This window comes from Limnobaculum xujianqingii, from assembly GCF_013394855.1.
Lineage (GTDB): Bacteria > Pseudomonadota > Gammaproteobacteria > Enterobacterales > Enterobacteriaceae > Limnobaculum > Limnobaculum xujianqingii.
In genome coordinates this window covers 1,458,385-1,483,548 of sequence record NZ_JABMLK010000002.1, presented here as the reverse complement: position 1 = coordinate 1,483,548, position 25,164 = coordinate 1,458,385, and the positions used below count along the sequence as shown (strand labels likewise).

Sequence of the window (25,164 nt, the reverse complement as noted above, 5' to 3'; positions counted from 1 at the left end):
CTTACCCTGTTTTTTTATACAGTTATGCTGTGAGTATATACAGGTATTCGCCAGATGAAAACCTTCATACTTCATATTTACGAGATATATCGAGAAAAATGACTCCAAAGTACGGAAACCCAGACAAACAACGCCAGTAATATCATAATCAGTACCGCAGCAGATCCCATATCCTTCGCCCGCCCTGAGAGTTCATGGCGTTCGGTACCAATACGATCAACGACGGCTTCAATCGCACTATTAATAATTTCAAAAGCCACAATCAACACTACAGAACCAATCAGTAAGATTCGTTCAATGATGGAGACATCCAGCCAGCAGGCCAGAATAATGGCGACCACCAGCAGCACAATTTCCTGACGAAAAGCAGCTTCATTTTTCCAGGCAGCCCGTAGGCCCCCCCACGAATATCCCGCTGCTTTAATGATACGAGTAAGTCCTGTCACCTGGTTCATTCACAATCCCTCAAGAAAATTCTACTCAATTTTAGCAATTATCATTCATCACATCATCACAGATCGCGCCGAGTTCTGGTATTCTGGCGACTCGTTATCTATATGAGGCTCGAAACATTTATGTCTGGTTGGCGTAAACTTTACTATAAGCTATTGAATATACCAATAAAAATGCTGGTTCGTAGCAAGTGTATTCCTTCTGACCCCATCGCTGAATTGGGATTGGATACCACACGTCCAATACTATATGTCCTGCCCTATAACTCAAAAGCAGACCTGTTAACCCTACGAGCACAGTGTCTGGCTCAGGAATTACCCGATCCATTAGAACCTTATGAGATTGATGGTCAGCTACTACCCCGCTATGTTTTTATTCATGAAGGACCGCGAGTATTCAGCTATTACGCCCCTAAAGAAGAGTCGATAAAGCTATTCCACGATTATCTGGACCTGCACCGCAATCACCCCGATCTGGATATCCAGATGGTTCCAGTCTCGGTGATGTTTGGCCGTTCTCCTGGCCGCGAGGGTCATGAGAGCCATGAGGCTCCTCGCCTTCGACTGTTTAACGGTATCCAGAAATTTTTTGTCGTGATGTGGTTAGGCCGCGACAGCTTTGTACGCTTTTCCCAAACCGTTTCACTACGCTATATGGCAGATGAGCACGGCACCGATAAGACCATTGCTCAAAAACTGGCTCGCGTTGCCCGCATGCACTTTGCCAGACAGCGCCTTGCCGCAACCGGACCAAAGTTACCGATGCGTCAGGATCTGTTTAATAAATTACTAACCTCAAAAGCCATTGAAAAAGCGGTTGAGGAAGAAGCTGCATCCAAGAAGATATCGCTGACGAAAGCAAAACAGAACGCTGTCGATATGATGGAAGAGATTGCAGCCAACTTTAACTATGAAACACTACGAGTAACTGACCGGGTACTCAGTTGGACATGGAACCGACTCTATCAGGGTATTCATGTTCATAACGCCGAGCGAGTGCGTCAGTTAGCTCAGGATGGTCATGGTATTGTCTATGCGCCAAGCCACCGTAGCCATATGGACTATCTGCTGCTCTCTTATGTGCTTTATCATCAGGGGTTAGTACCACCGCACATTGCTGCCGGTATCAACCTTAACTTCTGGCCAGCGGGTCCTATTTTCCGTCGGCTGGGAGCGTTCTTTATTCGTCGTACGTTTAAAGGCAACAAGCTCTACTCTACCGTGTTTCGTGAATATCTGGGTGAATTATTCAGCCGTGGTTATTCCGTTGAATACTTTGTTGAGGGCGGACGCTCACGTACCGGTCGATTGCTGGAACCAAAAACCGGCACGCTGTCTATGACCATTCAGGCAATGTTACGCGGCGGTAATCGCCCAATCACTGTTGTGCCAGTGTATATCGGTTATGAACACGTAATGGAAGTGGGTACTTACGCCAACGAACTACGTGGAGCAACCAAAGAGAAAGAGAACCTCTGGCAGGTAGTTCGCACCATGCGTAAATTGCGTAATTTAGGGTTAGGCTATGTGAACTTTGGTGAACCTATTCCATTAATGACCTACCTGAATCAGAACGTACCAAACTGGAGAGAATCTATCGATCCGATAGAAACGCCAAGACCAAATTGGTTAACGCCGACCGTTAATCAAATTGCCAGTAACTTGATGATTAATATTAATAACGCAGCAGCAGCTAACGCCATGAACCTGTGCTGTACCGCGTTATTAGCTTCTCGCCAACGGGCTTTAACCCGTGAGCAACTGCTTGAACAACTTGATTGTTATATCCAACTACTGCGCAATGTACCTTATGCCAAAGACGCAACGGTTCCATCCAGTACACCAGAGCAAATGCTGGAACATGCGCTGAAAATGAGTAAGTTTGAGGTAGAGAAGGATAACGCCGGTGAGATCATCATATTAGCGCGTGAACAAGCAGTTCTGATGACTTACTACCGTAATAACATCCACCATATGCTGGTTCTGCCGTCGCTTATTGCCAGTATTGTGATGCATCACGATGGTATCTCTCGTCAGCAGATTATTGAGCAGGTTTCACTGATTTATCCACTGCTGCGTGAAGAACTGTTTATGCACTACAGCGAAGAAGAGGTACCCGCGGTAATTGAGACGCTGATTGATGAATTGGAACGTCAGAATCTGATTCGCCAACAGGCTGAGGGTTTACTGGCATTAACACCTTCCCGTATTCGTACGCTACAGTTACTGGCTGCCGGCGTTCGGGAAACATTACAGCGCTATACCATTACGCTTTCATTGCTGCGTAACAACCCAAGTATTAATCGTGGAATGCTGGAGAAAGAGAGCCGTTTGCTGGCTCAACGTCTCTCCGTCTTACACGGTATCAATGCGCCAGAATTCTTTGATAAAGCAGTATTCTCTACGCTGGTAGCAACACTGCGTACCGCGGGATATATCAATGATGTGGGTGATGCAGTTCCGGAAAATATGCAGGCTATGTATGACATGCTGACCCGCCTGATGACACCGGAAGTAAAACTGACGATTGAAAGTGTTACTGTCACATCGGCGGAAAGCGAAACGCCAACAGAGTAACGGGTAAATAACCAGCCTTCAATGAAAAAGCTGGTCTCATACCTACTGAACTTCTGGGTAACAACCACAAAAAAGCCTGCTAACCAGCAGGCTTTTATTATTGATGATTAAAAAGAGAATATTACCAGCCCTTCTCTTTAACTCTCTGCACGAAATCCAGCGCTTTTTGCTGCTTATCTTTAGACAGCCACAGTAAGTCCATACCTGCTGCACTTACCGGTACCAGCCCTAAAGGAACCGCAACCGACATCCAGTTAACCGGATGGAAAATACCGCCCCAACCGTTGATAGCGTAGTTTTCTACGTCAATCATATGAGGAGTACGTTCTTTAATACATTTTCTGAACTCAGCATAACGCTCTGTCATTGGCGATTTATTCACTTCTTGCCACAGTGGAGTGTCGTTACGAGTACAGTCATAGTGCATACGCAGGAAGTCACGAATTCCGTGCCATGACGCCAGGTTCGCTTCGTTATATTCACGAATACTGTTTTCAGAGATGATGCCCTGACTCGATACCAGCACGCGCTCAAAGTTACGTAGCTGTTCGATCATCTGACCAATTGAGGTTGCTTCCAGCGGCTCAACGAAGCCGGAAGAGAGGCCCAGAGACATAACGTTCTTAATCCACACTTGCTCATAGCAGCCTGGATCAAAACGAATGGTTTTATGAGGTTCAATTTCAAATCCGAGATACTTCTGAATCTCATCAATGGCATCGGCTTCGCTCTTATGTTTGCTACTGAATACATAACCAGCACCAACACGAGTAGACAGGGGAATCTGCCACATCCAACCCGCATCCATCGTGATTGCACGAGTAATTAGCATTGGGTTTTTATTCGGATGAGGCATATAGAATGGAATAGCGCTATCCATCAACAGATAGTCTTTAAACGTCTGCCAACGAGCACCAGGCATCTTCGCCATTACCTGACGGGTCAGGCCGCTGGAGTCAATCAGGAAGTCGAGCTCAACTTCACCTTTCTCAGTAATTAGTTTAGTAACCAACCCTTCTTCATTACGAACGAAATCTTTAACCAGCACATCTTCATGTACCACACCACGAGACAGTGCCACTTTTTTCATGTACTTGGCAATTTTGTAGCTGTCAAAGTGGAAAGAGGTCACCAGGTCAGTACGATCTTCGTCTACAGCCTTAATCGCTTCTTCCATTGAAGCATTATTTTTAATCAACTGGTAACCGCGAATCCATGACTCTAGCGGTACGCCCTGATTAATTAATGCAGAGTAATACGGCAGGAAACCACCTTCAACCCATTGTGCACCTTCACCTCGGGCAGAAGTAAACAGATGGTAGAACTTGTCGTCAGCTTTACCCGTACGCCAACCTTCATAGCTGAAGCCCCACTTAAAAGTAGCATCGGTTTCTGCCATAAATTCTTTTATGTCGATCTGGTTACGTTGCAGAGCGTCATAAATATTCAGCAATCCGCCTTCACCTACACCCACAATGCCAATCTGGCTGGATTCAATAACCCGAACTTCCACATTAGCACTAAAAATACGACGTAATGTCAGTGCGGCAAACCATCCTGCTGTTCCGCCACCGAGAATAACGATGCGCTTTGGCGTTCTCAAATTTAACATCAGCAACCTCTTCCATTTTATGTTGATATCACTGTTACAACGAGTTTAATGCTTAAAAAACCCGGCTAATAACTATCAGTTTTCAGGCTATTCATTGCAAAAAACAAACAATTAGAGCAACGTTTGGTAATTAAAAACCAACTTATTTGAATTGCAAATGCATAAATAGCAAAAAGAAAACATAAACGATATTTTCTCCGTCTGCTAACGGGGTAATTTTAGAAGGGAATATAGACAGGTACTGATTAAATTATATCGTTCATCCCTGAACCCACTGTTAACACCGACTCGAATGCTAACAGCGTTTCATAAGTAGATATATATCTTAAATCAATTTTTTTTCAGTTAAGATAAGGAGATACTCATCAAGAAACCAAGAAAAATAACAAATCCAACACAATTGTTATTCATAAACGCCCGAAAACACTTATCTCTTTCTCTTTGATAAATAAGGTTTTGTTGATAAACGAATAATGCACTGGCTAATAATAAAGACCAGTAAAAAAGAGAACTTAGATTATTTAAATAGCCTATCAGGCATAATATTAGTACCGTACCTAATTGTAGTAAGCCAATAATCAGTTTGTCATGGCGACCAAAAAGAATAGCGGTTGATTTAATTCCGATTTTTAAATCATCATTACGATCAACCATGGCATATTGCGTATCATATGCAACAGTCCAGAATATATTGGCTAATAATAACAACCAGCAACTAAGCGGTAATGCATCACTAACGGCAGCATAAGCCATCGGTATTGACCAGCCAAATGCCATACCCAAAATAACCTGAGGTAAATGGGTAAACCGTTTCATAAAGGGATAGATCCATGCGAGGATCACTGCAGCAACAGAAAGTAGAATCGTCAACCGGTTGAGCGTTAAAACTAATAAGAAAGAGATGGTCACCAGCGACAAAAACAGCACTTTACTCTCTTTCTCTGTCACTGCTCCGCTTGGTAACGGACGATTACGAGTACGTTCAACATGTCCGTCAAAATGACGATCGGCAAAATCATTAATCACGCATCCAGCCGCTCGCATCAGAAATACGCCGATGATAAAGATAAGCAGAATATAAACGTTCGGCGTTTCCTTCCCTGCAAGCCAGAGTGCCCAAAGCGTAGGCCAAAGTAACAACAGGGCCCCGATGGGTTTATTGATACGCATCAAACGGCAGTAAGCCAGCCATTTGCCTTCAGTCACATTTTCCCCCAATTAATATAACGGTGATGACGGTAGAAAAATCTCCGTCAAGAGCAGAGGTTTACCCGACAGGCGCAAACGGGAACGTCGCCCCCATAAGCTATCCTGCAAAGATACCTGAATATAATCTCGCTCAAGAGCTGCCTGACTAAACAGATAACGCCCAAGTGGAGTATCCCCCAGCTTAATTAGCTGTTGCTCAGGGCCACTGAGTGTCTTTTCCGGAACCACAGTACGAGCCCATATCCATGGAATAGTATCACCAAACAGAAAGACTTCACGTACCCAGTAGCGTTTATCTACAGGTAATTCCGACTGCTCTTTTCCTAGTGAAGCGGCAGAAACATATCCTTCAAACAGGGGTTGAACCGTCACTTTATGGCAATAACGTTCACAACGACGGGTCATTGAATCCTCTTCCAATAACCAGTCAGCAACCGGTTTACTTAACGAATTGTTTTGCGCCGAATACCAATCTCGAGTTTTCCAATTTGGTATCAATAGCGTTTCATTCGTCATCGTAACACCCTAAAATAGTAAGGCCTGATAACTAACAGGCCATAAGAACCGGGTGTCATTGTAACGTAAAATAGCGCTCTGCAAACAGTGAAGGTTTCATTCCTGGAACTATTTCTTAACATTACGTCAATAAAACTGTTGAATTTCTACTCACGCTTTAGTCGATCGGTATTCGCTAAATACAGCGCCACGACTAAAACCAGAATGGCTCCGGAATAAATGAGGGTATCCATTGGATCTTTATGGTCAACAATAATTAAGCGAATGATGGCCGTAATACCAATGTAGATAAAGTAACGCAGAGGAAAATGATAGCCTGACTGGAAATACTTAATAATCAAGGCAATAAACTCAAAGTAGAGGAAATAGATAACAATGCCTTCAATCAATAAGTAGCTGGATGATTGAGCTGAATTAACAAATAGCACCTGAATCAGGGCATAGGTCTCTTTACCAAGAAACACTATCAGGATTATCGCCAACAACAGCAGACCAAAATTCAGAACCGTTTGCAGTACACGCCCTACCAGTGTTGCACGTTTAATATTCTCCAGCATGCTCCCCCCTGTTTTAACCATTGGGCAGGGTTACCCCTGCCCATTTTACTCTGATGAATTAACGCCACTGCTTAAAGGTGTTAATTAATCCATTGGTGGAAGAGTCGTGGCTGGACACCGCCTGACCGTCGGCCAACTCTGGCAGAATACGGTTAGCAAGCTGTTTACCCAGTTCAACACCCCACTGATCAAAACTAAAGATATTCATGATAACGCCCTGAGTGAAAATCTTGTGTTCATACAGAGCAATCAGCGCTCCCAGGCTATAAGGAGTAATCTCTTTCAGTAAAATGGAGTTGGTTGGGCGGTTGCCTTCAAACACTTTAAAAGGAACGATCTGTTCAAAATCTTCTGATTTTTGACCCGCTTTAATAAACTCAGCACGTACTTCTTCGGCACCTTTGCCAAAAGCCAGCGCTTCTGTCTGAGCAAAGAAGTTAGACAACAGTTTGGAATGATGATCGCCTAATGGATTATGACTTTGAGCAGGTGCAATAAAATCACATGGGATCATTTTAGTGCCCTGATGAATCAACTGATAGAAAGCATGCTGTCCATTGGTACCCGGCTCTCCCCAAATGACAGGGCCAGTTTGATAGCTAACCGCGTTACCATTACGGTCAACATATTTACCGTTAGATTCCATATTTCCCTGTTGGAAATAGGCGGCAAAACGGTGCATATATTGGTCATAAGGCAGGATAGCCTCTGTTTCAGCACCATAGAAGTTGTTATACCATAGGCCAATCAGAGCTAATGTTACCGGCAGATTCTTCTCCACTGGCATATCAGCAAAATGGCGATCCATAGCATGTGCGCCGCCGAGTAATTTCTCAAAATTATCAAAGCCAACAGAAAGGGCAATCGACAAACCAATAGCAGACCACAGCGAATAGCGGCCACCTACCCAGTCCCAAAACTCAAACATATTGGCAGTATCAATACCAAACTCAGCTACCGCTTTAGCATTAGTAGAAAGCGCCGCAAAGTGCTTAGCCACATCAGTCGGCTTTCCTGCGCTCAGGAACCAGTCACGAGCCGTATGGGCATTCGTCATTGTCTCTTGAGTGGTGAAAGTTTTAGAAGCAATCAAAAACAGTGTAGTTTCAGGATTTAACGTTTTAATGGTTTCCGCAATATGAGTCGCATCAACGTTAGAGACAAAATGCATATTCAGGTGATTTTTATAAGGACGTAACGCCTCTGTCACCATATAAGGGCCTAAATCTGAACCACCAATACCAATATTCACTACATCAGTAATCGCTTTACCGGTAAAACCTTTCCATTCACCGCTAATGATACGCGTACAGAAAGACTTCATTTTAGCCAGTACCGCATTCACTTCCGGCATCACATCTTTACCGTCAACCAGAATTGGCGTATTAGAACGATTGCGTAATGCAACATGCAGTACTGCGCGATCCTCAGTCCGGTTAATTTTTTCACCGCTGAACATCGATTTTATCGCGCCAGAGAGATCGGACTCTTTTGCCAGATTACGCAGAAGCTCTAATGTTTTATCTGTAATACGGTTTTTGGAGTAATCAACCAACATTTGATTATCAAATGTCGCTGAAAAGTGTTCAAAACGCTGCTTGTCCTGAGCAAACAGATCACTAATAGTGACCTTTTTCATCTCATCAAAATGTTTTTCAAGTGCCTGCCACGCTGCCGTTTCCGTCGGATTAATACTTTTCATCATTGGGCCCTTATACATGAAATCAAGACAAAGATTAGGTGTTTATACCCTGTCAGCCTGTAGTTAATGAATGTCACAAAGCTAATGTAGCTAAGATAATTATCATCTCTCATTAATCAGATACTTTTTATTACCATAGCTGACAGGATTCAGCAAAATATTTACTCTCTAAATTATAGGCATAAATACCGATCGTATACCTATTATTACTATCGGCAATTATTTCCAAAAGCTATCTGACTTAAACCGTTCATCCAAAAAGTTTAACAAAGTGCGTAACGCTGCTGACATATGGTTACGTGAAGTATAAATGGCATAAATGGTCATTGGCTCTATTTCATACTCCGTCAGAATGGCCTCAAGCTGCCCGCTGGCCAACTCATTTCTGACTAAATAGGCAGGTAACAGTGTAATACCAACCCCCGCAGTAGCGGCATCTTTCAGGGCCAAAACCTCATTAGCACTGATGCGCCCTTTTACCGGAATTTTAATCAGTTCGCTGTTCTCTTCCAGTGAACGATAAATCCAGGTATGAGTACTAAATTTGGCATGAGTCAAACAAACATGTCGGGATAAATCCTCAGGCCTCTGAGGGCGTCCCATTTTATCCAGATAATACGGTGAAGCACAGGTTACGGAATGGCAAGTTGCCAGTGGACGAGCAATTATCCCTTGTTCCAGCGTATTGGTAATACGGATAGCTAAATCAATACGTTCATCCACCAGATTCACCGTACGATCCAGTAGTTGAATATCAATACTCACCTGAGGATAACGTAAAGAGTACTCAGCTATCAGATTAGCCAGATAAGACTGGCTAAAAGATTGACTACAGGTAATGCGTAAGGTCCCTTTGGGCACTGAAGAGTGATCATGGCGAGTCGCCAGCATTTTTTCCTGAATTTGTAACATCTGGCGGCAATCAATCAGCGCCAACTCTCCGGCGGATGTCAAACTAAGGCTACGGGTCGAACGGTGTAACAAACGTACCCCCAGCCAACGTTCCAGTTCAGCCAGATAGCGGGAAGCCTTCGCCCGGGATAACCCCAGTCGTTCAGCCGCAGCGGTCAGGCTTCCGCGCTCCGCCGATTCAACAAACACCTGCATAGCGGTTAATCGATCCATTTATTTGCTCAATTTTTGCAACAGTCTGTCATTAAATACTCTATTTTTAAAACAATGGAAAGGGATTAAAGTTTCTACCTGTGCAATATTGAAAATGAAAAAATTATTGAACATGTGACACTCATGCAATCGATGCCAGAAATATTAATTCATCACGGTCGTGTGTTCCCCAATCGGACAGGAGAATAAATAATGAAAATTGCAATTATTGGTGCCAGTGGTAAAGCCGGACAAAAAATCATGGCAGAAGCGCTGAGCAGAAAACATCAGGTTACTGCCATTGTTCGTAATGCGGGAAAAATAAGTGATAAATCAGTCGCAGTACTGGAAAAGGATATTTTTGATCTGACCGCCGCCGATTTAGAACCTTTTGACGCGGTAGTGGATGCATTCAATGCTTCACCAGGCCATGAAGACCTGCATCAAAGCTCGCTGGTTCATTTGAGAAAAATTCTCTCTGACAGCCCAAATACCCGGCTGTTAGTGGTCGGCGGTGCCAGCAGTTTATATCTTGATGAGCAACTCACACAGCGCCTGCTTGATTCCCCGGACTTTCCTGACGCTTACAAAGCAACCGCCAGCAACATGGCAGAAGCGTTCCAGGCGTTGAAGAAAGCCAATGATATCAACTGGACTTATATAAGCCCATCAGCCATGTTTGTTGCCGATGGCAAACGTACTGGCAGCTATAATGTCGGTAACGACCGCTTAATGGTTAATAGTGCCGGAGAAAGCACCATTAGTTATGCGGACTATGCCATTGCTATGCTGGATGAGATTGAACAAGGTAAGCATATTCGTCAACGTTTTACCGTCGTCGAAAAATAAAACCATGGTCGAATATGGCCAGCTCTCTGATGAGCCGATAACGAATTGATATCGGCTCACTTTCACCACAGTTTGTCATCATGTTAATTTATTGGTTAAAAAATAATTATTATAAAAATAGACTAAAACTTAGCGTCTAATATCGAAAAATGAGTTTCCTGTAATGTATTCCCCTTCTGTATAAAAGCAAAACCACGCAAACCTCGGCTCCCCTGTTAAAGAAATAAAAAACAAACACATAAACACCATTGACACTGACCTCATAACCCGCTATTTCTTAAAGCCTACTTGTGTATCCTGTACACAAGCCAGAAGAGGCGCGTCGTTCAGGTAAAGTGTTTGAGGATCCGGAATCCAGTGAAAACACTCCAGGGGATACGACGCCGAGGCAGCGCTCAAACCGGGCAAGAGAGCTGTCGACCACAAGGGCTGAATCCCTTGGGTTGTCACCAATGTTACCCGCAGACATATTGTGGGAATAAGGGTCTTTAACGTGGAATTATTGTGCAGGTTATTTCAGCACAATCACCTAAGACTCTGGCAAGGTGGGGCGCTTCTGGGTGTATCGTAGTGTTTCCCTCCTACGTCTGCTCCCTGTTTACCGCGCTTCCTTTGTGCCAAGGCTGATGAATTTAAGGGCTATTGATTAGCTCCACCTGACACGAGGAATTATTGAGTTATGTCTAATATTGTTGTTGCTAAGTTTGGTGGTACCAGCGTCGCTGACAGCGCCGCGATGAATAACTCTGCCAATGTTGTACTATCAAATCCTGAAGTAAAAGTGGTGGTCTTATCGGCTTCGGCCGGCGTAACTAACCTGCTGGTTGCCCTGGCTGAAGGCTGCAATCCGGATCTTCGTACAGAAAAGATTGAGCAGATTCGCCACATCCAATATCAAATTCTTAACACCCTGCCCGGCTCAGAGGTAGTGCGTGAAGAAATCGATCGCATGCTGGAAAATATCACAACGCTTTCTGAAGCAGCCAGTCTGGCAACCTCCACTGCGTTAACCGATGAACTGGTTAGCCACGGTGAGCTGATGTCTACCTTGCTGTTTGTTGAGTTGCTTAGAAGCCGAAACGTCAGTGCTGAGTGGTTTGACGTACGTAACGTAATGAAAACCAACGATCGCTTTGGCAAAGCGGAGCCTGATGTTCAGGCACTGTGCGCTTTAAGTAAGCAACACCTGCAACCGCGTCTGGAAAATGCGCTGATCATCACCCAAGGCTTTATCGGCAGTGAATCTCGCGGCCGCACCACGACATTAGGACGTGGCGGTAGTGATTATACCGCTGCACTGCTGGGCGAAGCGTTAAATGCCAAACGAGTTGATATCTGGACAGATGTTCCCGGCATTTATACCACCGATCCCAGAGTGGTTCCTAATGCTAAACGCATTGATGAAATTGGCTTTGAAGAAGCAGCAGAGATGGCAACCTTCGGCGCAAAAATTCTGCATCCTGCAACCCTGATCCCTGCGGTACGCAGAGATATTCCAGTGTTTGTTGGTTCCAGTAAAGATGTGAGTGCCGGCGGTACACTGGTGTGTAACAAAACCAGCCAACCGCCGCTGTTCCGGGCATTGGCACTGCGCCGTAAGCAAACGTTACTGACGTTGCACAGTCTCAATATGCTGCACGCTCGCGGCTTTCTGGCTGAAATATTTAATATTCTGGCCAGTCACAATATCTCTGTAGATTTAATCACGACATCTGAAGTCAGTATCGCCCTGACGTTAGATACCGCCGGTTCATCTACCTGTGGCACCAGTCTTCTCAGCAGCGCATTACTAACTGAGCTATCAGCACTATGTCGGGTAGAAGTCGAAGAGAATCTGGCCTTGGTCGCCCTGATTGGTAACGAGCTGGCAAAAGCCCGTGGTGTAGGAAAAGAAGTCTTTGGCGTACTGGAACCGTTTAATATTCGAATGATTTCTTATGGTGCCAGTAGTCATAACCTGTGCCTTCTGGTTCCCGGTGATGATGCTGAACATGTAGTCAAAACGCTACACCATAACCTGTTTGAATAATCTTGTGTGATAGTCCGTTTCATCAATAATGTGCAACTTCGGTTGCACATTATCTTTTGTTAATCACCCAATTCTCGTTATTTATTTAAATATTATTTTTTTGCTATAAACACAACACAGCACAACACAACACAACACAACACAACACAACACAACACAAAAATATCAACATGCCAGTATTTCTTTAACAACCGCATGTGTTAATTAAAAAGGAAGTTTTCATCCATGTTAGCCAAGGTTACTCGCTTATTCCCGTTATGGGCTCTGTTATTGTCTGTTACCGCTTACTACACGCCGACAACCTTTACCGGGATCGCCCCTTATATCAGCTATTTGCTAATGCTGATTATGTTTGCCATGGGTGTAACTCTTAAAGTCAGCGATTTCAAACGTATCTTCACTCGCCCTATGCCAGTTCTTGCCTGTACCTTACTGCATTATCTGATTATGCCATTGGCAGCCTGGATTCTGGCGAAAGTATTTAGCATGCCGGCAGATCTGGCTGCAGGTATGATTCTGGTTGGTAGCGTGGCAAGTGGAACAGCATCGAACGTAATGATTTATCTTGCCAGAGGTGATGTGGCGCTTTCAGTTACCATTTCGTCAGTATCAACGCTGGTAGGTGTGTTTGCCACCCCGCTGTTAACCTATTTGTATGTAGATGCTTCAATTAATGTTGATGTATTAGGCATGCTTCGTTCAATTCTGCAAATTGTTATTATTCCTATTGGTGCTGGCTTGCTTATCCACCATACATTAACCAATGTCGTTAAACGCGTAGAGCCATTTTTACCAGCTCTGTCGATGGTCTGTATTTTGGCTATTATCAGTGCAGTAGTTGCTAACAGCCAAAGCCATATTGCTTCCGTAGGGTTCGTCGTGGCTATCGCAGTAATACTACATAATGCCATTGGCTTACTGGGCGGCTATTGGGGTGGAAAGCTATGCGGATTTGATGAATCTACCTGCCGCACATTAGCCATAGAAGTTGGTATGCAAAACTCTGGTTTAGCAGCAACATTAGGCGCGCAATACTTCTCTGCGGTTGCTGCGCTGCCAGGAGCATTGTTCTCCGTGTGGCACAATCTGTCAGGTTCCCTGTTAGCTGGTTATTGGCAAGGCAAACCAACTAAAGATAACGCTAAAAAATAATAATCAATAATCGTTTCTAAAAAAGAGAGGCTACTGCCTCTCTTTTTTATTGCTTACGATAATAAATATTTAATTTGGAATTATTTAATAAAATATTATTACGCGACGTAATAAATAAAATAGTATTCTATTTATACATCAGTCTTTCTGACAATTTCTTTTATTTTCTTAATTTCAGCATTTGGACATTTACTTCTCTGTTACAGAGTAGGGATAGCTTGTGAAGGAAAATACCTCTTCTCCGGTAAATTGGTTACCGTTGATTATTATCGTTATTTGTGCCGCTATTCTCTGGCACATTACTCCCCCCGAAGGTTTAAGTCTGCCAGCATGGCACTCCGCTATTGTTTTTGTGGCAACCATTGCCTGTATTGTGGCAACCATTGCCTGTATTGTGGCTAAAGTTCTGCCAATTGGTGCCGTTGGGTTGATTGGTATTACTGTATTTGCTCTAACTTATGCTTCAGGCGCAACTACCGCAGTTGAATCTATTACCACCGCGCTAAGTGATTTAAACAGCTCTTTAATCTGGCTAATTGTTGTCGCCTTTATGATTGCCAGAGGTTTTATTAAAACCGGGCTGAGAAGGCGTATTGCATTGCAGATGATCCGCCTGTTGGGCAAAAGAACGCTGGGTCTGGCTTATGGGCTAGCTGTTGCCGACCTTATACTTTCTCCGGCAATGCCAAGCAATACAGCACGATGCGGCGGCGTTATCTACCCTATTGCCGATTCGCTGGCCCGTAGCTTTAACTCCAACCCGGAAGATCAGTCACGTAATAAAATCGGTACATTTCTGATTACCTGTATTGGTAATGTCAACGACGTAACTGCAGCTATGTTTATGACCGCCTATACAGGCAACCTGTTAGCAGTGAAACTAGCCGCTAATGCAGATGTGCACTTAACCTGGGGTAGCTGGTTTGTCGCAGCAATCGTCCCTTGTCTGGCTTCGCTGATTATTGTCCCACTATTGGTTTACTGGTTGACCAAACCTGAAATCAAACATACTCCGGATGCACCAATTCTCGCCAGAACCGAGCTGGAGAAAATGGGAAAAATGAGCCGCAGTGAATGGATTATGACCGCCACTGTCGTGCTATTACTAATTTTGTGGATTTTTGGCGATAAGTTAGGTGTTGATCCGACAGCAGCTTCTTTTGTTGGTCTTTCATTCTTACTATTAACCGGGGTTCTCACCTGGGAAGATGTAAAAAGTGAAAAAGGAGCCTGGGATACTCTGATATGGTTTGCCGCGTTGTTAATGATGGCCAACCAATTGAAGAAGCTGGGCTTTACAACCTGGTTTGGTAATCTTATTGGTGAACACATTGGCGCAGCCATGGGAGATAGCAGCTGGATTTTAATTCTGTTGCTACTTAATGCCGCCTATTTTTATACTCACTACTTCTTCGCCAGCGGAAATGCACAAATAGCTGCGTTATATGCTGTTTTCCTTGGCGTTGGTATTAATCTGCATATTCCTGCCCTACCTATGGCACTAATGCTGGCCTTTACCAGTAGTTTGTATTGCTCCCTGACTCAATACTCCCACGCCCGTGGTCCAATTCTGTTTGGTGCAGGGTATGTTCCTACCGGAACCTGGTGGCGAGTTGGTTTTGTAGTTAGTATTGTCAATCAGGCAATCTTCCTGGTGTTGGGCTTAGTCTGGTGGAAGGCGCTAGGATTGTATTAATACTTTCAGAAGATAACATCGCAAAAGGCCATATATTATTTTATATGGCCTTTATCATTTATATTGAACCGGTCTTTCTTTTCTCCAGCACATCAAAAATCAACATGCCTGCAACCATCGCAGCGGTAAAAATCAAACCTTTTCCTATTCCAGCCCCAAGCAATACCAGTCCGGGCCCTGGACAAATACCTGCAATTCCCCAACCAATACCAAACAGAGCGCTGCCGCCAATCAGACGTTTATCTATTACACGTAAAGCAGGCCACTGAATACGCTCGCCTAAAATCGATTGCTGGCGATGTTTCATATAACTGAAAGCCAGTAGTCCAACAACAATTGCGCTTCCCATTACCAGGGCTAATGAAAGATCCCAATCACGAGTAATATCCAGAAATGACAGCACTTTAACTGGATTAGCCATACCGGAAACAATTATTCCTAAACCCAAAAGCAGGCCGCTGAGAAAGGCAAAAAATAGTTTCATAATGTTCAGCTTCCCTGTAATGGATTTAATAATAAAACCGTTATTACACCAGTAACTATAAAGGTTAGAGTGGCCATCAAGGAACGAAATGAGAGACGGGATAATCCACAAACACCATGGCCACTGGTACAGCCAGAAGCATAACGAGTGCCGATTCCCACCAGAAGACCAGCAATAACCAGTGCAGGCCACTCTGATACGATTTGAATATCCGGCAAAGGCTGAAACAATGTATAAACCAGCGATGAAATAACCATACCCAGCAGAAAAGCGCTGCGCCAGCCAAATCCTTCGCGTGAAGCTTTAATCACATTCGCTAAAATACCGCTAATTCCGGCAATTCTTCCGTTAAATACAATAAGTAATGCAACAGCAGTACCAATCAAAGCACCACCCGCTAAGGCCGTTAATGGAGTAAATGCAGTCCAGGCAATGCTCATGATTTTTTTGCCCCACTAGCCGGGCAATAAAGTTGATATAGCATATCCAACAGCGCTAATACCTTCTCATCACGAATAGAATAAAAAATCCGCTTCCCCTCCCTGCGAGTACTCACTAACTCTTCAGTTCTCAGTACCGTTAGCTGCTGAGATAACGTTGGCTGGCGGATATCCAGACATTGCTCCAGTTCGCTAACAGAAAGTTCTCCCTGACTGAGCTGGCAGAGTATTAACAAGCGATCTTCATTTGCTAACGCACGCAAAAGAGCCGCAACGTCACCCGCCGCAGCTCTCATCACAGAAATATCAGATAGAAAATTATTTTGACTCATCAGGCATCTCAATTTATCAATCAATATTATATATATTAATATAATGATTAAAATGTAAACTAAGATGTTCCTTAAAGCAAGAAGATCCTAGTCGGCATCATATCCCAAATTTGGCGCTAACCAACGCTCCACCTCTGTTATGCTCAAATTTTTACGTACTGCATAATCCTCAACCTGATCGCGTTGAATTTGAGCAACGGCAAAATACTTACTTTCCGGATGACTGAAATACCAACCAGATACCGATGCACCAGGCCACATAGCATAAGATTCTGTCAGTTTCATGCCGATCTTATCTTCAACATTCAGTAATTGCCAGATAGCTGCCTTTTCCGTATGTTCCGGGCAAGCTGCATAGCCAGGTGCAGGGCGAATACCCTGATAATTTTCCCTGATTAACTCTTCATTAGTCAGGTTTTCACTTTCTGCATATCCCCAGATCTCTTTACGTACTTGCTCATGCAAATATTCAGCAAATCCTTCGGCTAAACGGTCTGCCAAAGCTTTAATCATGATCTTGTTATAATCATCATGTTGAGCTTCATAAGCATCCGCTAAAGTATCTTCCTCCAGACCACCTGTTACTGCAAATGCCCCTAAATAATCCGCTTTTCCACTCTGTTTTGGTGCCACAAAGTCGGCCAGGCAATAGTTAGGAAAATCTGTTTTTTCAGTCTGCTGACGAAGATGATGACTGACATTAATAACCTGCTGGCGAGTTTCATCAGCATAAATCTCAACATCATCACCGACCCGGTTTGCCGGAAAAATTCCCATGATACCTTTTGGAGTTAATACGTTATTTTGAGAGAGTTTATCCAACAGTTCATTGGCATCGTTAAACAAGCGCTTAGCTTCTTCTCCAACAATCTCATCCTCGAGAATTCGTGGATATTTTCCCGCCAGCGACCATGTCATGAAGAAAGGTGTCCAGTCGATATAATTCCTTAAGGTTTCAATAGAGGCCTCTACCTGCCGAACACCCAAATGTTTAGCCACCGGAGGGGTGTAATTATCCCAATCACATTCCCAACCATTATCTCTGGCGGCCTGTAAGCTAACCGGTGCCGTTCTTGGTTTTTTGCGTGCATGCTGGATTCTGACGGTTTCATACTCTTTACGAGTACGTTCAACAAAACCGTCTCGTTGCATATCGGAAAGCAGGGCTGAACAAACGCCTACGCTACGGGAAGCATTTTGCACATAGACCGTTGGGCCACTGTAGTTCTGCTCGATTTTAACTGCCGTATGCGCTTTTGACGTGGTTGCTCCACCAATCAACAGCGGCAGAGAGAATCCCTGACGTTCCATCTCTTTAGCCACATTGACCATCTCATCCAGAGAAGGAGTAATCAGACCAGACAGACCAATAATATCTACCTTCTCTTCCCGGGCAGTTTTTAAAATCTTCTCAGTTGGAACCATCACACCTAAGTCGATAATTTCATAGTTATTACATTGCAATACCACACCAACAATGTTCTTACCGATGTCGTGAACATCCCCTTTCACCGTTGCCAGTAAGATTTTACCGGCGGCAGATCCCTTCTGTTTGCTAGCCTCAATGTAAGGTTCCAGATAGGCTACAGCTTGCTTCATGACTCGAGCTGACTTAACTACCTGTGGTAAAAACATTTTGCCTTCACCAAACAGATCGCCAACGATGTTCATTCCGCCCATTAGCGGCCCTTCTATCACTTCTAATGGTAAATCAACCTGTTGGCGAGCTTCTTCCGTATCTATCTCAATAAACTCGGTGATACCTTTAACCAGTGCATATTCCAGTCGTTTCGTAACTGGCCAGCCACGCCACTCCGCCTGTTGTTTATCTGCTTCCGCATCTCCGGCACTACCACGATACTTTTCTGCCAAGGCCAGTAAACGTTCTGTACCATCGGTACGGCGGTTAAGAATGACATCTTCTACCGCATCTTTTAGCTCCGCGGGTAAATCATCATAAATAGCCAGCTGTCCTGCATTTACAATCCCCATATCCATGCCGTTCTTAATGGCATGATAAAGAAATACCGCATGTATCGCTTCGCGAACAGGGTCATTGCCCCTGAATGAGAAAGAGACATTAGAAACACCACCAGAAATCAAAGCATGTGGCAGCTCTGCCTTAATATCACCACAGGCCTGAATAAAATCCACCGCGTAGTTATTATGTTCTTCAATACCGGTGGCAACGGCAAAAATGTTCGGGTCAAAGATAATATCTTCTGCCGGAAAACCAACTACCTCAGTCAAAATACGATAAGCACGGCGGCATATCTCAATCTTTCGGGCACGAGTATCGGCCTGTCCATCTTCATCAAATGCCATCACTACCATCGCGGCACCATAACGACGAACCAGACGAGCCTGCTGAATAAACTTCTCTTCCCCTTCTTTCATAGAGATCGAGTTAACAATGCCCTTTCCCTGAATACACTTCAGGCCTTTCTCGATAACTTCCCACTTAGAGGAGTCAATCATAATAGGAACTCGAGCGATGTCTGGTTCACCGGCAATCAAATTGAGGAAGCGCACCATCGCTGCCTCAGCATCTAACATGCCCTCATCCATATTGATATCAATAATCTGGGCACCACTCTCTACCTGCTGAAGTGCGACTTCTAATGCTTCGTTATATTTTTCTTCTTTAATGAGTCGTTTGAAACGGGCTGAACCAGTCACGTTGGTACGCTCACCCACGTTAACAAACAGAGTATTCGCATCGATTGCCAGTGGCTCCAGTCCGGACAAACGGCAAGCTACAGGAATCTCCGGCAGTGGGCGGGGTGAGACAGTCTCCAGAACCTTACTAATGGCCGCAATATGAGCCGGAGTGGTTCCACAACATCCTCCGACAATATTCACAAACCCCGATTTTGCCCATTCCTCAATCTGAACAGCCATATCTTCAGGGCCAAGATCATACTCACCGAATGCATTAGGCAGGCCGGCATTGGGGTGAACTGATACAAAATATTCAGAGATCCGTGAAAGCTCTGCCACATATTGACGTAACTCATCCGGCCCCAGAGCACAGTTCAGACCAAAAGAAAGCGGTCTGACGTGACGTAATGAATTGTAGAAGGCCTCCGTAGTCTGACCTGATAATGTACGACCGGAAGCATCAGTAATAGTCCCGGAGATCATTACAGGCAACACAACATTCAGCTCTTCAAAGATGTCTTCAACTGCAAAAATAGCTGCTTTAGCATTCAGGGTATCAAAAATTGTCTCTATCATAATGATATCGACACCACCCTGAATTAACGCTCTGGTCGATTCTCTATAAGCTTCAACTAATTGATCAAAGGTAACATTACGAAAAGCAGGATCGTTCACATTTGGTGATATAGAAGCGGTACGGTTGGTTGGCCCTAAGATGCCAGCCACGTAACGTGGCTTGTCCGGTGTTTTCGTCGTCCACTCATCAGCACATAACCTGGCTAAACGAGCGCCTTCATAGTTAATCTCCGCAGATAGTGACTCCATATGGTAGTCAGCCATCGCAATTGATGTCGCATTGAAGGTATTGGTTTCAAGTATATCTGCGCCAGCTTCAAGATAAGCATGATGAATTGCTGAGATCACGTCAGGTTTGGTTAATACCAGTAAGTCATTATTACCTTTAAGATCGCTTTTCCAGTCAGAAAAACGTGTACCACGATAGTCTTCCTCACCCAGCTTATAGCTTTGGATCATGGTTCCCATTCCGCCATCCAGAACCAGAATTCGTTTAGTAAGCTGCTGATGTAGTTGCTCTGTCTTGGTCATCACATTTATCTCGTTAATAAAGCGCTATGCCAGTCTAATGGCATCAATTTTAAATCATATAGTTATAGGCTGAATTTGCCTGATATGCACAGATTATGAAAAACTAATCCAATGTAGGATTCATCTGACGCAGATCGAATGGTGTTCTCTGATAGACAAAGTAATTCAACCAGTTATTAAATAACAGGTAACCATGGCTTCTCCAGGATGCCACCGGTGCCCGGTCAGGGTTGTCTTCAGGGAAATAGTTCTCAGGAACGGTAGGATCCAGCCCCGCATCACGATCGCGAAAATACTCGGCAGACAAGGTTCCTGCATCATATTCAGGATGACCGGTAGCAAACGCAAAGCGGCGTTCTTTGCTGGCAAACAGATAAGCTCCGGTTTGTTCCGACTCAGCATAAATCTCCAAATCGGTTTGCTGACGAATAATATCTGACGGAAAACTGGCATAGCGAGAATGTGGAGCTAAGAAACGATCGTCAAAACCGCGGGCTAACGGGGCCAGTGGTGCCACTACGTTATGCCAATAAACACCTGACAGCTTCTCACTCATGGTCAGTTTAGGAATGTCATAGAGAATATTCAATGCCGCCTGTACGGCCCAACAAACAAACAGAGTCGACGTCACATGAGCTTTAGCCCAATTGGTTATCTTCTCTATCTGAGCCCAGTAGGCCACATCCTTAAACTCAACCAGCCCCAGTGGCGCACCGGTAACAATCAACCCATCAAAGTTCTGATCCTGAATATCTTCAAAGTTACAGTAGAAATTATTCAGATGCTCTGTTGGAGTATTTTTCGACTCATGACAATCAATTCTCAACAGCTGAATATCTAATTGTAACGGGGAGTTGGATAGCAGACGTAGAAACTGATTTTCAGTTTCAATTTTCTTTGGCATCAGATTAAGGATAAGAATCTTAAGCGGACGGATATCCTGATGGCTGGCGCGAGTAGACGTCATAACAAAGACGTTCTCCTCACGTAAAACATTAACGGCTGGTAGTTCATCAGGTATACGAATTGGCATTGCTTGATCCTCAAATATCCATTTATACGTTTATACATTTAGACTTCTATACCGCTAAAGATAGCGTCTTTTTATTATCATGTCGAGAGGATAAAAAATATTTGGTTATATAAAATTCATCACAGGGAAATGGAATTCAAAATAAAAAGCTATTTATTACAGATGGATGGAAATTTAGGGATAAAAACCAGAATTGTTATACTCAAATGGAATGCTTGAAATGAAAAAACTTCAATTTATGGAATGATTAGAAGATGTGGCTGAATAACTTTTATAACGGAATATAACAAGAAACCCCTCAGTGAAAACTGAGGGGTTTCTTGTTGTTTAAAGTAGCAAATTGCATCACCATCAAAGCAAAAAACCCCCAGCTTTCGCTGAGGGTTCTTCTTAATGAAAGCCTGGCAGTTCCCTACTCTCGCATGGGGAAGCCCCACACTACCATCGGCGCTACGGCGTTTCACTTCTGAGTTCGGCATGGGGTCAGGTGGGACCACCGCGCTATCGCCGCCAGGCATATTCTGTTTCATGAACCGTTGCATTCAATATCACTATCGCACACAACCATTCATTCCAATCCTGAACATTCGCTGAAATCTGACTTCTTTACTCTCTCAATCCCAAAACACCTTCGGTGTTGTAAGGTTAAGTCTCACGGTTCATTAGTATCGGTTAGCTCAACGTATCGCTACGCTTACACACCCGACCTATCAACGTCATAGTCTTTAACGTTCCTTCAGTGGACTTAAAGTCCAAGGGAAGACTCATCTCGAGGCAAGTTTCCCGCTTAGATGCTTTCAGCGGTTATCTTTTCCGCACGTAGCTACCGGGCAATGCCATTGGCATGACAACCCGAACACCAGTGGTGCGTTCACTCCGGTCCTCTCGTACTAGGAGCAACCCCTCTCAATCTTCCAGCGCCCACGGCAGATAGGGACCGAACTGTCTCACGACGTTCTAAACCCAGCTCGCGTACCACTTTAAACGGCGAACAGCCGTACCCTTGGGACCTACTTCAGCCCCAGGATGTGATGAGCCGACATCGAGGTGCCAAACACCGCCGTCGATATGAACTCTTGGGCGGTATCAGCCTGTTATCCCCGGAGTACCTTTTATCCGTTGAGCGATGGCCCTTCCATTCAGAACCACCGGATCACTATGACCTACTTTCGTACCTGCTCGAGCCGTCACTCTCGCAGTCAAGCTAGCTTATGCCATTGCACTAACCTCACGATGTCCGACCGTGATTAGCTAACCTTCGTGCTCCTCCGTTACTCTTTGGGAGGAGACCGCCCCAGTCAAACTACCCACCAGACACTGTCCTCAACCCGGATTACGGGCCAAAGTTAGAACATCAAACATTAAAGGGTGGTATTTCAAGGTTGGCTCCACGATGACTGGCGTCACCGCTTCAAAGCCTCCCACCTATCCTACACATCAAGGCTCAATGTTCAGTGTCAAGCTATAGTAAAGGTTCACGGGGTCTTTCCGTCTTGCCGCGGGTACACAGCATCTTCACTGCGAGTTCAATTTCACTGAGTCTCGGGTGGAGACAGCCTGGCCATCATTACGCCATTCGTGCAGGTCGGAACTTACCCGACAAGGAATTTCGCTACCTTAGGACCGTTATAGTTACGGCCGCCGTTTACTGGGGCTTCGATCAAGAGCTTCGCTTACGCTAACCCCATCAATTAACCTTCCAGCACCGGGCAGGCGTCACACCGTATACGTCCACTTTCGTGTTTGCACAGTGCTGTGTTTTTAATAAACAGTTGCAGCCAGCTGGTATCTTCGACTGGCTTCAGCTCCATCCGCAGGGGACTTCACCTAATGCCAGCGTGCCTTCTCCCGAAGTTACGGCACCATTTTGCCTAGTTCCTTCACCCGAGTTCTCTCAAGCGCCTGAGTATTCTCTACCTGACCACCTGTGTCGGTTTGGGGTACGATTTAATGTTACCTGGAGCTTAGAGGCTTTTCCTGGAAGCAGGGCATCAACTACTTCACCACCGTAGTGGCTCGTCATCACGCCTCAGTGTTAACAGCCAACCGGATTTACCTGGTCAACCCACCTACACGCTTAAACCGGGACAACCGTCGCCCGGATAGCCTAGCCTTCTTCGTCCCCCCTTCGCAGTAACACCAAGTACAGGAATATTAACCTGTTTCCCATCGACTACGCCTTTCGGCCTCGCCTTAGGGGTCGACTCACCCTGCCCCGATTAACGTTGGACAGGAACCCTTGGTCTTCCGGCGAGCGGGCTTTTCACCCGCTTTATCGTTACTTATGTCAGCATTCGCACTTCTGATACCTCCAGCAGACCTCACAGTCCACCTTCGCAGGCTTACAGAACGCTCCCCTACCCAACAATACTTTCGTATCGCTGCCGCAGCTTCGGTGCATGGTTTAGCCCCGTTACATCTTCCGCGCAGGCCGACTCGACCAGTGAGCTATTACGCTTTCTTTAAATGATGGCTGCTTCTAAGCCAACATCCTGGCTGTCTGTGCCTTCCCACATCGTTTCCCACTTAACCATGACTTTGGGACCTTAGCTGGCGGTCTGGGTTGTTTCCCTCTTCACGACGGACGTTAGCACCCGCCGTGTGTCTCCCGTGATAACATTCTTCGGTATTCGGAGTTTGCATCGAGTTGGTAAGCCGGGATGGCCCCCTAGTCGAAACAGTGCTCTACCCCCGAAGATGAGTTCACGAGGCGCTACCTAAATAGCTTTCGGGGAGAACCAGCTATCTCCCGGTTTGATTGGCCTTTCACCCCCAGCCACAGGTCATCCGCTAATTTTTCAACATTAGTCGGTTCGGTCCTCCAGTTAGTGTTACCCAACCTTCAACCTGCCCATGGCTAGATCACCGGGTTTCGGGTCTATACCTTGCAACTATACGCCCAGTTAAGACTCGGTTTCCCTACGGCTCCCCTATTCGGTTAACCTTGCTACAAAATATAAGTCGCTGACCCATTATACAAAAGGTACGCAGTCACACCCATAAAGAGTGCTCCCACTGCTTGTACGTACACGGTTTCAGGTTCTGTTTCACTCCCCTCGCCGGGGTTCTTTTCGCCTTTCCCTCACGGTACTGGTTCACTATCGGTCAGTCAGGAGTATTTAGCCTTGGAGGATGGTCCCCCCATATTCAGACAGGATGTCACGTGTCCCGCCTTACTCATCGAACTCACAATCTGTGCATTTTGGTGTACGGGACTATCACCCTGTACCGTGCGACTTTCCAGACGCTTCCACTAACACACAAACTGATTCAGGTTCTGGGCTCCTCCCCGTTCGCTCGCCGCTACTGGGGGAATCTCGGTTGATTTCTTTTCCTCGGGGTACTTAGATGTTTCAGTTCCCCCGGTTCGCCTCATACGACTATGTATTCATCGTATGATAGTGCAACGAATTGCACTGGGTTTCCCCATTCGGGTATCGCCGGTTATTACGGTTCATATCACCTTACCGACGCTTATCGCAGATTAGCACGCCCTTCATCGCCTCTGACTGCCTAGGCATCCACCGTGTACGCTTAGTCACTTAACCTCACAACCCGAAGGTGTCTCGAAAGACAACATTCTAAAGTCGTAAACAATTGAGAGACTCGCTCAGTCCAATTAGTGTCAGTGTATTACTCACTATTGGCTGAG

At 45.0% G+C, this 25,164-nt stretch carries 17 protein-coding genes, 2 rRNA genes and 1 riboswitch; of the genes, 5 read left to right on the top strand and 14 right to left on the bottom strand.

The features are described from left to right. Positions 1-77: 77 nt before the first annotated feature. Complete coding sequence (locus GOL65_RS20840; RefSeq protein WP_140920245.1) at positions 78-455, bottom strand: diacylglycerol kinase; 378 nt, start codon at positions 453-455, stop codon at positions 78-80. 120 nt (positions 456-575) lie between these two features. On the opposite strand from GOL65_RS20840, the gene plsB reads away from it, so the two are divergent. After that, positions 576-3,029: a glycerol-3-phosphate 1-O-acyltransferase PlsB gene (gene plsB, locus GOL65_RS20835; protein ID WP_140920246.1), complete on the top strand. Its 2,454-nt coding sequence runs from the start codon at positions 576-578 to the stop codon at positions 3,027-3,029. Between the two features lie 121 nt (positions 3,030-3,150). Here plsB and GOL65_RS20830 read toward each other — a convergent pair whose 3' ends face one another. The 6 genes from GOL65_RS20830 to GOL65_RS20805 form a co-directional block, all read right to left on the bottom strand. Then, positions 3,151-4,641: a tryptophan 7-halogenase gene (locus GOL65_RS20830; protein WP_140920247.1), complete on the bottom strand. Its 1,491-nt coding sequence runs from the start codon at positions 4,639-4,641 to the stop codon at positions 3,151-3,153. Between the two features lie 345 nt (positions 4,642-4,986). Beyond that, positions 4,987-5,847 carry a 4-hydroxybenzoate octaprenyltransferase gene (gene ubiA, locus GOL65_RS20825; RefSeq protein WP_407657522.1) on the bottom strand — a complete coding sequence of 287 codons (861 nt, stop codon included), beginning with the start codon at positions 5,845-5,847 and terminating at the stop codon, positions 4,987-4,989. A gap of 12 nt (positions 5,848-5,859) precedes the next feature. Further along, on the bottom strand, positions 5,860-6,366 hold the full coding sequence (gene ubiC / locus GOL65_RS20820) for a chorismate lyase (RefSeq protein WP_140920249.1): 507 nt from the start codon (positions 6,364-6,366) through the stop codon (positions 5,860-5,862). A gap of 146 nt (positions 6,367-6,512) precedes the next feature. Continuing rightward, on the bottom strand, positions 6,513-6,923 hold the full coding sequence (gene psiE / locus GOL65_RS20815) for a phosphate-starvation-inducible protein PsiE (RefSeq protein ID WP_140920250.1): 411 nt from the start codon (positions 6,921-6,923) through the stop codon (positions 6,513-6,515). A gap of 58 nt (positions 6,924-6,981) precedes the next feature. After that, complete coding sequence (gene pgi, locus GOL65_RS20810) at positions 6,982-8,625, bottom strand: glucose-6-phosphate isomerase (RefSeq protein WP_140920277.1); 1,644 nt, start codon at positions 8,623-8,625, stop codon at positions 6,982-6,984. Positions 8,626-8,844: 219 nt separating this feature from the next. Further along, on the bottom strand, positions 8,845-9,750 hold the full coding sequence (locus tag GOL65_RS20805) for a LysR family transcriptional regulator (protein ID WP_140920251.1): 906 nt from the start codon (positions 9,748-9,750) through the stop codon (positions 8,845-8,847). Between the two features lie 192 nt (positions 9,751-9,942). Here GOL65_RS20805 and GOL65_RS20800 point away from each other — a divergent pair, with 192 nt between their 5' ends. From GOL65_RS20800 to GOL65_RS20785, 4 genes are all read left to right on the top strand, one after another. Next, on the top strand, positions 9,943-10,578 hold the full coding sequence (locus tag GOL65_RS20800; protein ID WP_140920252.1) for an NAD(P)-dependent oxidoreductase: 636 nt from the start codon (positions 9,943-9,945) through the stop codon (positions 10,576-10,578). Positions 10,579-10,882: 304 nt separating this feature from the next. Continuing rightward, a riboswitch (Lysine riboswitch) is annotated at positions 10,883-11,142 on the top strand. Between the two features lie 115 nt (positions 11,143-11,257). Then, a complete protein-coding gene (lysC, locus tag GOL65_RS20795; RefSeq protein WP_140920254.1) occupies positions 11,258-12,607 on the top strand; it encodes a lysine-sensitive aspartokinase 3 in 1,350 nt (449 codons plus the stop codon). Positions 12,608-12,832: 225 nt separating this feature from the next. Further along, positions 12,833-13,759 carry a ketopantoate/pantoate/pantothenate transporter PanS gene (gene panS, locus GOL65_RS20790; RefSeq protein WP_140920255.1) on the top strand — a complete coding sequence of 309 codons (927 nt, stop codon included), beginning with the start codon at positions 12,833-12,835 and terminating at the stop codon, positions 13,757-13,759. A gap of 220 nt (positions 13,760-13,979) precedes the next feature. Beyond that, on the top strand, positions 13,980-15,455 hold the full coding sequence (locus GOL65_RS20785; protein ID WP_179038521.1) for a DASS family sodium-coupled anion symporter: 1,476 nt from the start codon (positions 13,980-13,982) through the stop codon (positions 15,453-15,455). Between the two features lie 58 nt (positions 15,456-15,513). On the opposite strand, the gene GOL65_RS20780 is transcribed toward GOL65_RS20785, so the two are convergent. The 7 genes from GOL65_RS20780 to GOL65_RS20750 all read right to left on the bottom strand — a co-directional run bounded on the left by GOL65_RS20780 (position 15,514) and on the right by GOL65_RS20750 (position 25,060). Then, on the bottom strand, positions 15,514-15,939 hold the full coding sequence (locus tag GOL65_RS20780; protein ID WP_140920257.1) for a DUF6691 family protein: 426 nt from the start codon (positions 15,937-15,939) through the stop codon (positions 15,514-15,516). A 5-nt stretch (positions 15,940-15,944) separates the two neighbouring features. Beyond that, positions 15,945-16,379, bottom strand: a complete 435-nt coding sequence (locus tag GOL65_RS20775) for a YeeE/YedE family protein (RefSeq protein ID WP_140920258.1) — start codon at positions 16,377-16,379, stop codon at positions 15,945-15,947. After that, complete coding sequence (locus tag GOL65_RS20770) at positions 16,376-16,675, bottom strand: metalloregulator ArsR/SmtB family transcription factor (RefSeq protein ID WP_140920278.1); 300 nt, start codon at positions 16,673-16,675, stop codon at positions 16,376-16,378. Before GOL65_RS20770 ends, GOL65_RS20775 begins: the two co-directional genes overlap by 4 nt. 123 nt (positions 16,676-16,798) lie before the next feature. After that, entirely contained in the window at positions 16,799-20,479 is a 3,681-nt protein-coding gene (gene metH, locus GOL65_RS20765; RefSeq protein WP_140920259.1) for a methionine synthase, read from the bottom strand. 103 nt (positions 20,480-20,582) lie between these two features. Next, a complete protein-coding gene (gene metA, locus GOL65_RS20760; protein WP_140920260.1) occupies positions 20,583-21,512 on the bottom strand; it encodes a homoserine O-acetyltransferase MetA in 930 nt (309 codons plus the stop codon). 399 nt (positions 21,513-21,911) lie between these two features. Beyond that, positions 21,912-22,027: ribosomal RNA gene (gene rrf, locus GOL65_RS20755) — 5S ribosomal RNA — on the bottom strand. Positions 22,028-22,153: 126 nt separating this feature from the next. Then, positions 22,154-25,060 (bottom strand): 23S ribosomal RNA (locus GOL65_RS20750). Positions 25,061-25,164: the final 104 nt, after the last annotated feature.

What these genes read in the sequence shown, in the direction of transcription:
- GOL65_RS20840 (WP_140920245.1), bottom strand. Translation starts at nt 455, where the DNA reads ATGAACCAGGTGACAGGACTTACTCGTATCATTAAAGCAGCGGGATAT.
- plsB (WP_140920246.1), top strand. Translation starts at nt 576, where the DNA reads ATGTCTGGTTGGCGTAAACTTTACTATAAGCTATTGAATATACCAATA.
- GOL65_RS20830 (WP_140920247.1), bottom strand. Translation starts at nt 4,641, where the DNA reads ATGTTAAATTTGAGAACGCCAAAGCGCATCGTTATTCTCGGTGGCGGA.
- ubiC (WP_140920249.1), bottom strand. Translation starts at nt 6,366, where the DNA reads ATGACGAATGAAACGCTATTGATACCAAATTGGAAAACTCGAGATTGG.
- psiE (WP_140920250.1), bottom strand. Translation starts at nt 6,923, where the DNA reads ATGCTGGAGAATATTAAACGTGCAACACTGGTAGGGCGTGTACTGCAA.
- pgi (WP_140920277.1), bottom strand. Translation starts at nt 8,625, where the DNA reads ATGAAAAGTATTAATCCGACGGAAACGGCAGCGTGGCAGGCACTTGAA.
- GOL65_RS20805 (WP_140920251.1), bottom strand. Translation starts at nt 9,750, where the DNA reads ATGGATCGATTAACCGCTATGCAGGTGTTTGTTGAATCGGCGGAGCGC.
- GOL65_RS20800 (WP_140920252.1), top strand. Translation starts at nt 9,943, where the DNA reads ATGAAAATTGCAATTATTGGTGCCAGTGGTAAAGCCGGACAAAAAATC.
- lysC (WP_140920254.1), top strand. Translation starts at nt 11,258, where the DNA reads ATGTCTAATATTGTTGTTGCTAAGTTTGGTGGTACCAGCGTCGCTGAC.
- panS (WP_140920255.1), top strand. Translation starts at nt 12,833, where the DNA reads ATGTTAGCCAAGGTTACTCGCTTATTCCCGTTATGGGCTCTGTTATTG.
- GOL65_RS20780 (WP_140920257.1), bottom strand. Translation starts at nt 15,939, where the DNA reads ATGAAACTATTTTTTGCCTTTCTCAGCGGCCTGCTTTTGGGTTTAGGA.
- GOL65_RS20775 (WP_140920258.1), bottom strand. Translation starts at nt 16,379, where the DNA reads ATGAGCATTGCCTGGACTGCATTTACTCCATTAACGGCCTTAGCGGGT.
- GOL65_RS20770 (WP_140920278.1), bottom strand. Translation starts at nt 16,675, where the DNA reads ATGAGAGCTGCGGCGGGTGACGTTGCGGCTCTTTTGCGTGCGTTAGCA.
- metH (WP_140920259.1), bottom strand. Translation starts at nt 20,479, where the DNA reads ATGACCAAGACAGAGCAACTACATCAGCAGCTTACTAAACGAATTCTG.
- metA (WP_140920260.1), bottom strand. Translation starts at nt 21,512, where the DNA reads ATGCCAATTCGTATACCTGATGAACTACCAGCCGTTAATGTTTTACGT.